At 50.5% G+C, this 15843-nt stretch carries 12 protein-coding genes and 1 tRNA gene; 4 read left to right on the top strand and 9 right to left on the bottom strand.

Annotated features, from left to right (window positions below):
- Positions 1–30: 30 nt before the first annotated feature.
- Both AC4BAN_RS10400 and AC4BAN_RS10395 read right to left on the bottom strand, forming a co-directional pair.
- A tRNA-Arg gene (locus AC4BAN_RS10400) sits at positions 31–102 on the bottom strand.
- Between the two features lie 73 nt (positions 103–175).
- Positions 176–1378, bottom strand: a complete 1203-nt coding sequence (locus AC4BAN_RS10395) for a Pycsar system effector family protein (protein ID WP_490564339.1) — start codon at positions 1376–1378, stop codon at positions 176–178.
- Positions 1379–1757: 379 nt separating this feature from the next.
- Here AC4BAN_RS10395 and AC4BAN_RS10390 point away from each other — a divergent pair, with 379 nt between their 5' ends.
- Both AC4BAN_RS10390 and AC4BAN_RS10385 read left to right on the top strand, forming a co-directional pair.
- Positions 1758–5582, top strand: a complete 3825-nt coding sequence (locus AC4BAN_RS10390) for a BamA/TamA family outer membrane protein (protein ID WP_490564338.1) — start codon at positions 1758–1760, stop codon at positions 5580–5582.
- A gap of 69 nt (positions 5583–5651) precedes the next feature.
- The gene (locus AC4BAN_RS10385; protein ID WP_490564337.1) at positions 5652–6677 is read left to right on the top strand and encodes a DUF6268 family outer membrane beta-barrel protein; all 1026 of its coding nucleotides are present in this window, start codon (positions 5652–5654) and stop codon (positions 6675–6677) included.
- Between the two features lie 96 nt (positions 6678–6773).
- Here AC4BAN_RS10385 and ppk1 read toward each other — a convergent pair whose 3' ends face one another.
- From ppk1 to hflX, 3 genes are all read right to left on the bottom strand, one after another.
- Entirely contained in the window at positions 6774–8888 is a 2115-nt protein-coding gene (ppk1, locus tag AC4BAN_RS10380) for a polyphosphate kinase 1 (RefSeq protein WP_490564336.1), read from the bottom strand.
- A gap of 81 nt (positions 8889–8969) precedes the next feature.
- Positions 8970–9464, bottom strand: coding sequence for a SixA phosphatase family protein (locus AC4BAN_RS10375; protein ID WP_490564335.1), 495 nt, complete (start codon positions 9462–9464; stop codon positions 8970–8972).
- A gap of 183 nt (positions 9465–9647) precedes the next feature.
- A complete protein-coding gene (gene hflX / locus AC4BAN_RS10370; protein ID WP_490564438.1) occupies positions 9648–10835 on the bottom strand; it encodes a GTPase HflX in 1188 nt (395 codons plus the stop codon).
- Between the two features lie 298 nt (positions 10836–11133).
- Here hflX and AC4BAN_RS10365 point away from each other — a divergent pair, with 298 nt between their 5' ends.
- Both AC4BAN_RS10365 and rfbC read left to right on the top strand, forming a co-directional pair.
- A complete protein-coding gene (locus tag AC4BAN_RS10365) occupies positions 11134–12273 on the top strand; it encodes a glycosyltransferase family 4 protein (RefSeq protein WP_490564334.1) in 1140 nt (379 codons plus the stop codon).
- A 119-nt stretch (positions 12274–12392) separates the two neighbouring features.
- Entirely contained in the window at positions 12393–12935 is a 543-nt protein-coding gene (gene rfbC, locus AC4BAN_RS10360) for a dTDP-4-dehydrorhamnose 3,5-epimerase (protein WP_490564333.1), read from the top strand.
- 105 nt (positions 12936–13040) lie between these two features.
- Here the strand turns inward: rfbC and AC4BAN_RS10355 are convergent, their stop codons facing one another.
- From AC4BAN_RS10355 to AC4BAN_RS10340, 4 genes are all read right to left on the bottom strand, one after another.
- On the bottom strand, positions 13041–13577 hold the full coding sequence (locus AC4BAN_RS10355) for a T9SS type A sorting domain-containing protein (protein WP_490564332.1): 537 nt from the start codon (positions 13575–13577) through the stop codon (positions 13041–13043).
- 87 nt (positions 13578–13664) lie between these two features.
- On the bottom strand, positions 13665–14528 hold the full coding sequence (locus tag AC4BAN_RS10350) for a hypothetical protein (RefSeq protein ID WP_490564331.1): 864 nt from the start codon (positions 14526–14528) through the stop codon (positions 13665–13667).
- Positions 14529–14654: 126 nt separating this feature from the next.
- Positions 14655–14912 (bottom strand): hypothetical protein, encoded by a 258-nt coding sequence (locus AC4BAN_RS10345; RefSeq protein WP_490564330.1) that lies wholly within the window; start codon positions 14910–14912, stop codon positions 14655–14657.
- A 32-nt stretch (positions 14913–14944) separates the two neighbouring features.
- Complete coding sequence (locus AC4BAN_RS10340) at positions 14945–15646, bottom strand: hypothetical protein (RefSeq protein ID WP_490564329.1); 702 nt, start codon at positions 15644–15646, stop codon at positions 14945–14947.
- Between the last annotated feature and the right edge of the window lie 197 nt (positions 15647–15843).

Raw genomic sequence — 15843 nt, 5'->3', positions numbered from 1 at the left:
TCTGAAATGTCGGCATTTGTGTGCCCTTTGTGGCCTTGAGCAGAATCGAACTGCTATCTAAAGTTTAGGAAACTTCTATTCTATCCGTTGAACTACAAGGCCTTGTTAAAAGGTAAGCAGGACAAATTTAAGCCAAATTCGGAACTGTACAATAGTAAATAACGTCGGAGTGCTTTTAATGTGAAGGTCCGTAGTATAAAACAGCAATGGTGAAGGCAATTACAGTCAGCACCAAACCCACCATAAAGATAGTATAAGAGATGCGCAGGATCCTGTACTTACGTCTGAGAACCTCGCCCAGATAGTAGATATCAGTGATCATGTTATTGTAGAGCGATTTTTTGTCGCGCATGATCTCATGCATGCCATGCTGGAACTCGTCGAGGGCCAGGTTAGTGAAATTACCGAAAAAGAGCAGGTTTACTTTACGGCTGTTGATCCTGTTTTTGTTAAAAGCAAAGCTTGTTATCTCGGGCTGTGCCGAAATGATAGCAAACACAATAGACCCCAGTGTAGTGAGCAGAAGCATGCCAATGGGTATGATGAGTGTTCGGTGCTGTGCAAACTCGGTGCCCGTAACAGATGATTTGGCACTCAGGTACGTGATCACAACAGAGAGAATGATGGCGTTGATACTGATCATCATGTTCGCCTTATTGTCTGCCATGCCGCTCAGGTCAAGATGCGTACGGTAGGTGTTGCGGAACATGGTTTCGATGCCGCGCTTGGGCTGGGCCAGTGTTTCGCGCTGCTTCTTATCCGACTTCTTTTTTTTCTTCGATTCTTTTTCCAAGAGGCTGCGTTGCTCCTGTATGTTTATGCCTAACTGGCTTGCGAACTTGCGCTGCGCCTGTAGCGTGTGGAAGGTAGTGGACAGTAGGAAATCCATCTGGAATTGTGCCCATTCCGGGTTAGAGAAAAACTGGTCCTTAAAAATTTCCCACTCTACCCGTAGCAGTTCCGCGTTGGCAAAAAAGGTTTCCTTGCCAATGTTTGCCATATCGGCGTCCACCATCAGCTCCTGCAAAAGGCCTTCCGGTTCCTGCTTGTGTTTGGTGGCGCTGATAATATCGCTGATTCGCTGGATGCGCTCCTGCGGATACTCCCTTTTCTGAAGCCATTCCGCTGCAATTTTTATACTTTCCTCCTCATGCCCTGTGTACGTATTTAAGTAACCGGTATCGTGGAACCAGGCAGCCAGCAGCAGGTCCTGCAGCTCATCCTCCGGCAGTTCACTCAGCTTCCCCAACTCCTCCGCTTCTGCAGCGGTTTCGAAGGTGTGTTTATAGTTATGGTAAACAAGCTTCTGGGAGAGGTTCTCCTTAAAAAGCCTGAAGACAAACTCACTGGCCTGCTTTACAATTTTATCGTCTTTCATAGTATTTGTACTGCGGGGCAAAAAAACTTGCTCTTACCCAGCGTAAAGTATAATGTACAAGATGCACATGTCTCTGCGGTTACGATGGAAAATGGCTTTTTGTTAGTTAAGCAGCTCTTAACGGGTGTGGGAACGCCTGCCTTTATCGGGAACAACTAAAACCAATTTCCTCTCGTTTATCAATTCCGATCCCGCCGCTCACCCAGGTGGCGTGAAGCAGCTGGAGAGAGCCCCGGTTTCGCCACTGCACTGTCTTGTGTCATCAAAAAAACATATTGCCCTATTCTGCACGCTGTCGGGGACACGAACCCCTGGGGCATAAAGATATTATTCCGGTGTGCTGGACCTGGCCGTGCAGCGGAAGCGTATGATAAAATATATGGTTAAAAAACTACTCAAACAATATCAGGCAGGCCATAGGCACGGCTGGCTGCTATTGCCCATTCTGCTATTGGTAAGTTGTGTGTCTACGGAGCCCTACTATAGTGGCAAAGGCCTCGAATGGGAAAAGGATGCACCCAACCAACAAAGCAGACTACTGTATACCGTATTCCTGATCGGCGACGTGGGGGCACCAAACCTGGAAACCGGGGAACCCTCCCTGATCCTGATGCGCAAACAAATGCAAGAGGCAGGCATGCAGAGTGCCACTGTTTTCCTGGGGGATAACGTGTATTACAACGGTTTGCCGCCTGTTGACAGGTTTGACCGCGAAGTGTCAGAAAAGCGCCTGAACGCACAGCTGGATATTCTGAAAGGCTACCCCGGCGAGAAATACATGATTCCCGGGAACCATGACTGGAACCACAGTGGTCGTGGTGGGATAGACGCCGTGGTGCGGGAAGAGCGCTATGTGAACGAGTACCTGACCGACGAAAACATCATAGTAGGTAGCGACTTTTATGTGCCCGGCAACGGTTGTCCTGGCCCATACGAGGTGAAGATCAGCGACGACCTGGTGCTGATTGCCGTGGACTCGGAATGGTGGTTGCATCCCTATAACCGCCCCTACGGCGACAACAGCAGTTGTGGCGCTGCAACAGAGGTAGAGTTCCTGCTGCAGTTAGAAGACATTATCGAGAAAAACAGCGGGAGTGATATTCTGGTGGTCGGCCACCATCCGCTGGTAACCCGCGGCAACCACGGGGGCTTTTTTACGCTTACCGATCACCTTTTTCCGCTTACAATGCTCCGCGACTGGATGTATTTCCCATTCCCGGTTATAGGCTCTATCTACCCCTTTGCCAGGAAGTATGGCGGTATCCTGCAGGATATTCCGCACCCGCGCTACCAGGCCTATATTGAAGGACTAACCAATATCTTCTCAAAATACGACAACATCGTGTATGCCGCCGGGCACGAGCACGGGCTGGAGTACTTTGAGTATAACGACATCCCCTTGATTGTGAGCGGCTCCGGCTGTAAAACGCAGTACCTGAAGGAGGGAGGCGACTACACCAATTACATTCAGTCGGTAAAGGGCTTTGCAAAACTGCTTTACTACGAGAATGGGGAAGTCTGGACCGAGTTCTGGGTGCCCGAAGGCAAAGGAGAATCCGGTAAGGTGGCTTACAGAACACGCGTTTACGACAAGAAGCCCCGTAAAGAAGTACCGTTTGTACAGGACAAAACCCCTTACGCCGACAGTTCCATTACCCTGGCGGCCAACCCCGATTACAAAACCAGAGGGTTAAGTAAACTCCTGTTAGGCGACCATTACCGAGAGGAGTGGGCAACACCTGTAAAGGTGCCTCTGCTGGATATGAAGAATGTGTACGGCGGCTTAACCCCTTATCAGAAGGGAGGAGGCAAACAGACGGCCTCTTTAAAAGTGCGAAACCCCGACGCAACAGAATATGCCCTGCGCACAGTAGATAAGGATCCCACCCTGGCCCTGCCCGAGTACCTGCGCGAAACAGTTGCGCGCAGCCTGCTGCAGGACCAGGTTTCGGCACAGCACCCCTATGGGGCCCTGATCGTGCCTCCGTTGGCCGATGCCGCCGGGGTGCTGCACACAAACCCCCAACTGGTGTATATCCCAAACACGACCAACCTGCGGCAATACAGGGATGAGTTTGGTAACACACTGGCCTTTCTGGAGGAAGATGCAGACGAGAACCATGAAGAAACAGCCAGCCTTGGTTTCGCCAAAAACCTGGTGGGCACGGATAAGTTGCTGGAAGAACTTGAGCAGGACAACGACAACGAAGTAGACCAGCCTGCCTATGTGCGCGCCCGCCTTTTCGACATGCTCATCGGTGACTGGGACCGGCACGAAGGGCAGTGGCGCTGGGTAGAAGAGAAGAAAAAGGACGATAAAGGGAAATTGTACACGCCGGTGCCAAAAGACCGTGACCAGGCTTTTTTCAAGGTCGACGGGCTCGTGCCGTGGTTAGTCACGCGGAAGTGGGGCGTAAGAAACGTGCAGAATTTTGGGTACGAGTTCCGGGACATTGTCGGGCTGAACTTAAATGGCCTGACCCTGGACCGCACGCTCACCTCGCGGGTAACCAGGGAGGAGTGGCAACGCATTGCAACGGATATGAAGGCAAGCGTGACAGATGCCGTAATAGAAGATGCCGTGCGCCAATGGCCAGCCGAGATCAGGGAGCTCTCGGGGCCGGAGATTGTAGCCAAGCTTAAAGCAAGAAGGGACAAGCTGCCCCAGGCTGCCATGGAGTATTTTGACTTTCTGGTACAGTATGTCGATATCTCCGGAAGCGACAAGCACGAACGCTTCGAGATAAACCGGCTGAACAATGAGGAGATGGAGGTGAAGGGCTACAAGATCTCCAAAGAAGGTGAGATGCTGAAGCCGATCTACAACCGCACTTTCCTTACCAGCCAAACCAAGGAAGTCCGGTTTTATGGCATGGATGGGCAGGACCAGTTCGTGGTTTCGGGCAATGTGGACAAGAGTATTGTGGTGCGCATCATTGGCGGCGGCGACAAGGATGTGATCATAGACTCTTCGCATGTGAGCGGACTGAAGCGGCACACCCTTGTGTACGACACAGAGGAAGGAAACGAATTCCGGTTCAGCTCCGAAACCAAGGATAAGACACAGCCCTACCCGGAGGTGAACCAATACGACCGCGACAATTACAAGATACCCTACCTGGGCCCGCGGCTCTCAGCAGCTTATAACGTGGACGACGGAATCCTGCTGGGTGCCGGGGCGCTGCTGCGCACACATAAGTTCCGCAAAAATCCCTACGCCTCAGAGCATCTCCTGAAAGCGGAATACGCTTTCCTCACCAAGTCGGTTAATATCCGGTATACAAGCGATGTGCGGGATGTGCTGGAAAACTGGCACCTGGCTTTGGATGCCAACTGGCAGGCACCGCAGTACCAGCGCAACTTCTATGGCCTTGGCAATGAAACAGAGCAGGCCTCCGACGTGGACGATGCGTTTTACCGGGTTCGTTTTGAGCGCCTTACCCTTAAAACCTCCCTTTACAGAGATATCAGCTCATTTGTGAAAATTGGCATAGGCCCCACCTACGACCGCTTTAAGGCAGACAAGCCAGGGCAGGAGACTTTCCTGCTGAAACAGGCACGGGCCGGAAACCTGTTGCCTGGCACTTACAACCCTGTTGCAGATGCTTTTAACGTGCAGCACTATGGGGGCATTTCGGCCTACGCCAACCTCGAGGTGCTGGGTGGGGGAGGCACCCTGGCCAACCCCGACATCGGCATGAAATGGTATAACAACTTGAGCTATAACCAGCAGTTAGGCGGTGAGAAACTGCACTTTACAAGTATAAGCTCTGAGTTCAGCTTTTACATAAGCCCTAATTTTCCTTTTCAGCTGACCTGGGCAGGCAGGGTAGGCGCGACGCATAATTTTGGGGATTACCGTTTTTACCAGGCGCAAACCCTGGGAGGAACAGAGAACCTGCGGGGCTACCGGCGAACGCGCTTTGCGGGGCGCAGCAGTATTTATGCAAACGGAGAAGCCCGGGTAGAGCTTTTGAAGTATGACCTATACCTGGCGCCGGGCAAGTTAGGCGTGTTAGGGCTTTTAGACCTGGGCAGGGTTTACCAGGATGAAGACCCAAAGCAGGCTTTTTTCCGTAGTCTGCATACAGGCTATGGTGGAGGTGTTTGGGTGGAAGCGTTTAACAGCTCGGTCCTATCGCTCTCTTACACAATAGGTGAAGTGGATAAACTATGGATGCTGAATTTCGGATTCTTCTTTTAGCCTGTCGTTATTTAAAGTATAAGCCACCAACTAAACTGTGCTTCTGGCCCAGCACTGAAAACAAAGACTATGAAAAAGCTAATTTTACTCATTGCAGTATGTGTATTTTTTAAGGAGCAGCAAGCGCAGGCCCAGTCGCCGGAAGTAGAGGTACTGGAAGAATATGCCACCCCGAACGTGCGGGGAATGGGCAGAAGCCGCGGTATTATTGTAGGATATGAGCGCCTGCCCAATTTCGACATAGACTCCAAGTCGGATGACCCGATGATTGGCGACGGCAGCGGTAGGGTGCAGCGGCACAATAAATTTTATGTGCGAGCCTTTGCCCCACTTGTAAACAAGCCCCAGACCAAAGTGATAATTGGCGTAGACTACAAAACAGAGGAGTTTAACTTCGAGTCGATCACGCCATCTACCTACAGCCTGTACCGCTATTTAGAGGACAAGGATTTAAAGAGCATAGGGCTGCAGATAGCCTACCTGCACTCCATGGACAGCAGAAGGTTTTACCTGATAAGGGTGAAAGGGGAGTTAAATGGAGATTATACCCGGGATAACATCAGTATACCCGATTACCTGAAGGTAAATCTGGATCTGGCCTACGGCTGGAAACGCACCCCCGATTATGCCCTGGGTGTGGGTTTGCAATTGGGTTACACGTATGGCCGCCAAAGCATTTACCCGGGTGTGCTGTTCAATAAAACCTTTAATGATAAATGGGGCGTGGAGTCTATCTTTCCGGCCAACGCCCGGGTGCGTTACAACCTGGGCGATAAAACCCTACTGTACGGCGGTTACCGGTTAGAGGGGGCCAGCTACGATATATTCGCTAACAGTACCTCGTTGCAGGAGTTCGGTGAAATTGAGTTGCGACGTACCGATATCAAAGGGCTGCTACGGGTAGAGCGGGAAATATACGACTTTATCTGGGTTGGCGTGGAAGGCGGCTTTCGGCAGTATTACAGGCACAGAATCTTTGATGAGGTGGGCTCCAGGGATCCTTTGATCAAAAATGACCTGGCGGGTGCGGGTTACCTAAACGTGGAGCTTTACCTGGTGCCGCCCCGCAGGTTTACGGAAAAAAGGAAGCGATAATACATTTGTTTTCATACTTTAAAATTTACACTTGAAAACCGGCTGTTTGCTAGTAAACAGCCGGCTTTCAGGTATAAAAACTGGAGGCATGGGCTATCAGGCCTGATTTTCACAGGCGGCGGGCATGCCCTCTGGTACCTGGCCAAGCAGGTATGCATAGCTCTCGTACTGCGAGCGCACATGTGCCCCCTCGGTTAACGGCGCCACGTAAGCATTGTCAACGGTGCGCGATTTCATGTCGTCGGTTAGCTGGAAATCAATCAGGTTCCTGACCTCTGCCTTAAGGTCTTCCTGGTAAAGTGGAAAAGCGACTTCCACCCGCCGGTTCAGGTTGCGTGTCATCCAGTCGGCGGAAGCGATGTAGTATTCCTCCTGGCCGTTGTTATGGAAAATGTAAACCCGTGCATGCTCCAGGTACCGGTCCACAATGCTCCTGACCGTTATGTTATCGCTAATGCCGGGCACCCCAGGCTGCAGGCAGCAAATGCCCCGCACAAGCAGATCGACTTGCACGCCAGCCTGGCTGGCAGTATAAAGTTTCTTGATCATGCGCTCGTCCTGCAGCGCGTTCATCTTCAGGATCATGCGGGCGGGTAAACCCTTTTTAGCATGCCTGATCTCCCGGTCTATCATCTTCACGAAGCTCTGGCGCATGTTAATGGGGGCTACCAACAGGTGTTTGAACTCCTTGTCGGGTTGCCGGTCAATAAAGAACTCGAACACCTGCTCCATGTCCTTTGTCAGGCGCGGATCGGCAGTGAACAAGGCGTGGTCGGCGTATATTTTAGAGGTGTCTTCGTTGTAGTTTCCAGTGCTCAGGTAGGCGTAGTTAATCAGTTTGCCTTTTTCGTTGCGGGTTATCAGACCCAGTTTGGAGTGTACTTTTAAATCCGGGAGGCCAAAGATTACGTTGGCGCCAGCCTTCTGCAGCTTGCCCGCCCAAAAGATATTCGACTCCTCATCAAAACGGGCTTTCAACTCTACCACTACTGTTACCATTTTCCCGTTCTTAGCGGCCTTCACCAGGGCCTTGGCAATAGCCGATTTTTCGGCTACCCGGTACAAGGTGGCGCTCATGGCTGTCACTTTGGGGTCTTCGGCAGCCTCGTTAAACAGGCGGAGCACGTACTCAAAGGACTGGTAGGGATAGTGTACCAGGTAGTCTCTCTTTTTCATGGCCGCCAGCAAGCTGGGCTCCTTTTCAAGTTGGGTGTGCACCAGGGTGGGTTGCGGAACATACTTCAGGTCGGGCAGGTTAAAATCCGGGAAATGAAAGAAGTCGCGGAAGTTGTGGTATTTGCTGCCCTCCACAAGTTCGTCTTCTGTTATAGCGGTGTGCACCATCATGCGGTCCAGTAGTTCCTGCGGGGTTTCAGGGTCATAAAGGAGCCTGGCGGGGTAACCTGTCTCGCGCTTTTTCAGGCTCTTTCTGATCTTGGCCATCAGGTTGCCCGAAACCTCCTCCTCAATATCCAACTCGGCATCGCGCGATACCTTTACGGCATGGGCATCAAACAAGGTGTACTGCGGGAACATGGCGGGCAGGCAGAAGCGGATCACATCGTCCACGAACATCACATACCGGTGCCCCTTCACGGTGGGCAGTTTTACAAAGCGGCCCCCGTGCTTCTTGGTTGGAATTTCAAGCATGGCAAAGCGCTTTGGCTTTAACTCCCCCTCTTTGGGGCCCTGCATCATAATGCCCAGGTATACTGTTTGGTCTTTCAGGAACAGGTGTGTTTCAGTCGCATCCAGGATAATGGGAAGCAACAGAGGCGCCAGCTGTTTCTGAAAGTACTTGGTAACCCACGTCTGCTGCGTTTTATTCAGCTCGTTTTCGGTGAGCATGTGGATGTCGTGTTCCCGCAGGTCGGCCAGTATGCCGTCCCGGAAAACGCTTCCGAATTCCTCCTGCTGGCGGCGTACTTCTTTTATCACCAGGCCCAGGGTTTCGGCAGGGTCTTCATCCAGTTTCTGGCGTGTTTTTTTCTTTAGCTTGATCAGGCGCTTCAGGGTGGCTACGCGCACTTTAAAGTACTCATCCAGGTTAGAGGAGAAGATGGCCATGAACTTAATGCGCTCCAGCAGGGGCACACGCTTGTCTTTGGCCTCTTGCAGTACCCTGTAGTTGAAAGCAAGCCAGCTCAGCTCCCTGTTGATCAGGGGTAGCTCCGGGGTGTTTTCTTGCTCTGATTTGGTTGGTTTGTCCATTTGTGCGGGAATGTGCGTGGTACCTTTGCCGAGCTATGCGGCACGGGGCAAATGTGCGCCAGGTAAAACGCAGGGTAAGGGTTACTTGTAGTTTTTAGGGAAATCGTAAAAAAGCAGCTTTGCGTTTTCCTTCCGGATATCACTCCATTTGTCGCAGTTAAACTCAAGCGCAGCAACGCCCAGGGTGGGTAAGCTGGCGATATGATCCACGGTAAGCATGTTGGCAAAGTCAGAGATGGCTTCGTTGTGGCCTATCAGCATCAGGTGCCTCACTTCGTTGGGTGTAGATTTCACCACATCTAGCAATTCTTCTTTGCCAGCGCCATACACCTCGTCGCTTATCACAATAGCATCGGCATCGTAGTCAATTTCTTTAGCTACCAGGGTAGCCGTTGAGATCGCTCGCACCGCTGAACTTGATACGATCATATCAGGCTTGGCGCCGCGGCCAGCCAGTTCCTGGCCCATAAGCTGTGCGTCCTTGCGTCCGCGTTTTTTCAGAGGACGGTCATGGTCACTGAGTTCATCAAACTTCCAGCTCGATTTTGCATGTCTGAGAATATATAGCGTTTTCATATTAATTCAGTTTTCGCAACCGAACCCATGTTGAACAAGCAACAAGGGTGGCTCTGCTACTTACTGTAACTAAGGCTAATTTGTTGTGCTAACGTGCCGGAACTGGCCCCGATGGCAAGGGGGAAACAAAAAAGGAGCCACACGCATGCGGCTCCTTTTAACTTATACTTGCAGCTTAGTGCGCTAAACGTTGTTCGGATAGCGCTCCAGATGCAGCGCTTCTACCCGGCGGTGCAGTTCTTCGCGCAACTCTTCGATGTTTAGCTTGTTGGTGGCTGAAATAAAGAGGGCGGGAGCGTGCTCTTTGGCCATGTAAGTGGCTTTCAGGTCGGCGATGGAGGGGCGCACATCGGCTTCCTCCTCCTTCAACTCCAGCTCCCGCTGCTCCAGGTACTGGTCAATCTTATTAAAGATCAGCAGCACCGGCTTGTCGGCTGCGTTTATGTCTTTCAGCGTTTCGTTTACCACGGCAATCTGTTCCTCAAAAGAAGGGTGCGACACATCCACCACGTGCAGCAATAGGTCGGCCTCTCGAATCTCATCCAGCGTGGATTTAAACGACTCGATCAGTTTGGTGGGGAGCTTGCGGATGAAACCCACTGTATCGGAAAGCAGGAAGGGCACGTTGTCGAACACCACCTTGCGCACAGTGGCATCAACGGTGGCAAACAGCTTGTTCTCCGCAAACACCTCTGACTTAGACAGCAGGTTCATGATCGTGGACTTGCCTACGTTGGTATAGCCCACCAGCGCCACGCGCACAATGCCTGCGCGGGCTTTGCGCTGCTCAAAGTTCTGCTTCTCAAATTTTTTGAGACGCTCCTTCAGCAACGATATCTTTTCGCGCACAATTCGGCGGTCAGTCTCGATCTCCGTCTCACCGGGCCCCTTCATGCCGATGCCTCCTTTTTGCTTTGAAAGGTGCGTCCAGAGGTTGGTGAGGCGTGGCAGCAGGTACTGGTACTGGGCTATTTCTACCTGTGCGTGTGCCTGTGCCGTCTTGGCGCGCAAAGCGAAAATGTCCAGGATCAGCAGACTGCGGTCCACGATCTTTACCTGCAGCTCGCGCTCTATGTTGCGCACCTGCGAGGGGCTCAGGTCGTCGTCAAAGATCACCATGTCGATCTCGTGCTCCTTCACATAGGCGTTTATCTCGTCCAGCTTTCCGCTTCCCACAAAAGTAGACCGGTCGGGTTTGTCTAGTTTCTGCACAAAGCGCTTTATAGAATCTGCCCCGGCGGTTTCAGTCAAAAATGCAAGTTCATCCAAATACTCGGTGGTTTGCTCGTCGGTTTGGCGGTAGCCAGGCACCGAAACCAGCACGGCGGTTTCGCGTGGTTTGGCGGTGTCGTAGTATTTCTTTTTGCCCATTAATTGTTTATTAAGCGTGGTGGTTAAAGCTGCGGCTGCAGGTGCTGCCTGTTTGGCCCATTTTTGGCCAAGGCCACGCACCAAGCCGCAGGCATGCTCGATTACACTTATACGGCCCCAGCGGCTTTTGTTGTTAACACCTGTTTTTCCTGCCAAGCCAGGCCTATTTTATGGAAGGCGTGGGGGAGGTGCCACACATCAGCCGGCAAGTGGTTTTCGCGCGGCTGCAATTTACTTTAATTTTTCTGATGCCGCTGCTAAAAGGCTAACTTAGAAAATGACCTAAAGAACTGTATCTTTGCCTGCCGAGAGAGCTATTATGCGCATTGCCATTGTCATAAACACTTCCTGGAATATCTACAACTTCCGGTTAAGCCTGATAAAGGCCTTGCTGGCAGAAGGGCATGAGGTGATTGCCATTGCCCCCCACGACGCCTATGCCGACAGGTTGGTGGAGGCTGGTTGTGAGTTTGTGCCGTTAGAAATGGAAAAAGGCACCAACCCGTTCAAGGACATGCTCCTGGCCTGGCGGCTGTTTACCACTTACAGGCAGGTAAAGCCGGACATGGTGCTGCACTACACCATCAAACCAAATATTTATGGGTCCCTTGCCGCGCATTGGGCAGGCGTGCCCGCTATCAACAATGTGTCAGGGTTGGGCACGGTCTTCATCACCAGAGATTACGTTTCTGCCATTGCCTTAAAGCTCTACAAATTCGCGTTTCAGTATCCGGCGAAGGTTTTTTTCCAGAACCAGGACGACCGGCGCCTTTTCTTGCGCAACAAACTGGTGAGCGCCGGCAAAACGGAGGTGCTGCCAGGCTCAGGCATCGACCTGCAAAAATTTGTGCCCGCCGATGATTTTAAACGAAACGAGCAGTTCACTTTTTTAATGGTAGCGCGGGTGCTCTACGACAAGGGAATTGTGGAGTTTGTGCAGGCCAGCAAGCTGGTGCAGCAGCGCTTCCCGCATGTGAAGTGCCAGTTGCTGGGCCAGGTAGATGAGCGGAGCCGCTCCGGTATCAAACAACATAAGTTAGAAGAGTGGCTGGCCACGGGCGTGTTAGCCTACCTGGGTACCACCGACGATGTGGCCAGCAGATTGGCGGAGGCCGATTGTGTGGTGCTGCCCTCGTACCGCGAAGGCACACCCAGAACGCTTTTGGAGGCCGCGGCCATGGGCAAGCCGATGGTGGCCACCAACGTACCGGGCTGCCGCGAGGTGGTGCAGGATGGCGTGAACGGCTTGCTCTGCCAGGCACGCAGCGTAGAAGACCTGGCCGCTAAAATGATGCAACTGCTGCAACTCAGCACCCCCGACCTCAAGCGCATGGGGCAGGCCAGCAGGCAGATAGCCGTCAGCCGCTTCGATGATAAAATCGTGATACAAAAGTACCTGCACGCCATAGAGGAGGTAAGCAACCAGGTAAGCGTGTAGCTCTGATGAAGTGCTTGGGAAGCTGCGAAAATAAACGGTAGCTTCTCCTGATCAGCGTTATGGAAGCGCTTTGAAGTATAAATATATAGTATAAAAATATAGTAAGCACCCTACTTTACATGGATCATAAGCTATTTCATATAGAAGGATTGATTGAGTTTACCCCACGCGTATTTAGAGACGACAGAGGCTATTTTTTAGAGACCTACAGCGAGAAGTGGTTTGCGCCTTTCGGCATACAACCCAATTTTGTACAAGATAACCAGTCGGTATCTAAAAAAGGAGTTTTACGCGGACTACACTTCCAGAAGCCGCCTTATGCGCAGGGGAAGCTGGTGCGGGTAAGCACCGGTAAAGCCCTTGATGTGGCTGTGGACCTGCGCAAAGATTCCCCGACTTTCGGGCAGCATGTGGCTTGTGTGCTGGATGCGGAAAAACACAACCAGTTCTGGATTCCGAAGGGTTTTGCCCATGGCTTTGTTGCGCTGGAGGATAATACTACCTTCCTGTACAAGTGCACCGATTTTTATGAGCCTACCGCTGAGGGCGGCATTCTTTGGAATGATCCGGCACTTGGTATAGACTGGGGAATTGCGGAGCCGTTTGTTTCGCCCAAAGACGAGGTGCTAACCACGCTGCCCGACCTCGATTCGCCTTTTTAAGGGGAAAGAAGACCCTCTTCAGCACAGTAAAGCCAGCAAAGTATATCTGCTGGCTTTACTGTTTCTAGGTATAGCTTTTACCTGTCAACTGATTGCTGAGTAAATTTAACGCTCAACAATTATTGTTTTTCTGATGTTGCCCTTTTCGTGAGAGATATAAAGATAGTACATGCCCGGTTTTAAACTGGCAGTATGTATAGTAGTTTTATCATTTATGACCTTGCCTTTCTTAACCGGGTTTCCGCTGCTGTTGTATAACACAAAAGAAATATTTGTCTGCTTTACGGGGTGGCGTTTGTCTGGCTTAACATTTAGCTCCACTTGATTGTTGGCAGGGTTAGGAGTTGCCGTTGCACAGATAAAGCCATCACAACCTCCATCATCGGGGTAGCATCCGCCGGGGCTACGCATTTCGTATACTTTTTCTCCAATATAGATCAACGTATTGCACTCGTTCTTTGCATACACTCTAAACCGCCTGTAATACCCTGCTATTCCTACTATTTCTACTTCCTGTGCTGTGGCAGAACCCTCATAATAAAGGGTTTCATCAGAGGGATTGAAGTAGTATGGGTCGCTGGATACATTGGAATACCATAAGTAGGTGGTGGTACCAGGCGCATTCTGCACCGAAAGCCCCATAAACTGTTCGCAGTCTTTTGTGTAATCTATGGTAATGCCTGGAGATGTAACGCTGGGATTTCCTATCCAGACATCTTTTGTTACAGCCTAGCTATTGTGGCATTGGTCGTTTGTAGCGTACACTTTTACCTGACTGGTACCCTTGTAAGAACCTGCAGTAAGGGTAACCTGTGCTGGCATGTTGTACTGAGGCGACGGCAACCCGTTGATAAGCAAACTGCCAGTTGTTTCCCAGGTATAACCTGTGGCACCTGGTATGTTAGCCACAGCAAAGTTTTTGTTTGTACAGATGAAGGGATCTGCGGCCGTAAAGGTTGGTTTTGCTACTCGTGGATCATAGCCAATGGCAAAAGGATTTGCGTTTACTGTTTTGGCTGGGCTGGAGCAGGTGGCAGATACCTCTACCTGACCCGCGCCCGTGCCGCTTGGAATAGCAGTTATAGTATTGCCAGTCGCCGTGCCGGATATGCCCCACCCCGCTGGCAAAGACCAGGTATAGTAGGCGGCCCCAGGCAGCGCAGGAACGCTGAACGTAACAGGAGAGGTGTCGGCGCAGTTCACGCTGGCTTTAGAGGCGGTGATGGTGCCCAGCACCGGTTCACGGTTTATGGTAAGTGTACTGTAGTTAGTAAAAAATTGTGTTCTGGGAGAACTGTAAGCACTGCACTCGTAGTTATAGCCCCTTACCTTTACCAGACCTCCTGGCCCTGCCTCAGGTATAACGGTTATTGAGTAACTTTGAGTAGTAAAGGTGCCCGTTTGGTTGTCATTGGTGCGCCAGCCGGTAGGCAGCGTCCATTCATACCAGTCGATGTACAGCTGTGTGTTGTAAACCGGGTCTGAGGCGCTCGGTGTGTTAGGTATCTTTAGCCTATCTATGGATAAGGTAAGGGGACTAGTGCTGCACCAGTTTAAGTTGTAGCTGGTGTAAGCCGTGCCATTTACATTCACCTGGGATGGGTTTACCCCGTTAATGGATTTGATGATGACACCGCCTGTGGTGGGACTGCCATTGTTTGCTGTATTGCTGCATGAGGTTATAATGACTTTGAGCTCGCCCTTCTGCGTAACGTCATCCTAAATAACATCAACCGAACTATTAATAGTAATATAATCATTGCTGTTACCAGTCAGAAAAAATTTGCCCTTGGTAATAGACCACTTAAATGAACAGTTTTTGTAATCGGCACTTGCGGAGCCTCCACTAGGATATGCGGAGTAAGAAACAATATTTCCTGGGCATTGAGGGAGATTACCTTGAGGAGATATTTTAGTTTGTGCCAATAAATAATATGGCAGGCTAATAAGGAGCATAATTGCGAAAAAGTGTTTCATAGACTTGAATTAATATGGGTTTAAATTAAATTCTAAAAAAGCCAGTAGAGGCTAACTGAGTTGATAGGTAAGTGTGTAATTTTTATTTTTTTAGTAGAGTGGTCACTATAGTTATAAGTTACTCCTTCTCCTTCAGTAGTAATCACAGTAACTGTAGCATAATAATCTCGCGTGTTTTTTTCTCTTTTAATGCTTAATGCTGTTTCAGTGGAGAGGTAAAACCTCTTGTTTAAGTTAGCGCGTAGCCCTGCGAAAGGGCGTAAACCAAGAGCTTTAGTTGTATTTTCTTCGTCTACATACACCTCTTCATACAATTGGTCAGTATTTAGAAACTTATTCCTAATCTCTATGTCCTTTCCCTGTCGGCGGTAGAAGGCATCTGCTCCGTAGTAGACCATGAGCACTTTGCCCAGTTGCAGTTGCCGCTCATAACCTAGGCTTCCCGCGCAGGTGTAGTGGGTAACCTCGTCCAGTCGGTCAGTAAAGGACTGGGATGAATCGGACTTGACATACATACCCTCCATAGAAAGACGCAGGGCCGAGCGGGCGGAGAGTTGGTATTTGTAAAACAGCTGCAGGGGAGTCTGGCTATTTTGGTCGATAACTTTATCGAGCACCACGCGGGTGTTCAGGCCGATGTGATGGCGATAGGAGATAAGTGAATCCGGTGCCTGGGCAGAGGCCGTGAAGCAGGCGCACAGCAGCAGGGCGAGAAGTATAAACTTTGTTTTCATAAAAGAATAAATTTTAGTAAAAATAGGTGATAGGCTGCAGTAAATATAGGAAATTATTTATATAAAAGTGACGCCTGTAAATGGTATGTTTTATCCCCCCCCTTATTTGGCTGGGTAAGCATGGAGTGGCTTTTTGGGGTATGAAAATGAATTGAATGACTGTTAAAAGTAACAGTGGGATGTTTAAGGAGGTAAAG

It is taken from the genome of Pontibacter sp. GD13 (assembly GCF_058216355.1).
The sequence above is the reverse complement of the archived record's forward strand: the minus strand, read 5'-3'. Positions and strand labels throughout refer to the sequence as shown.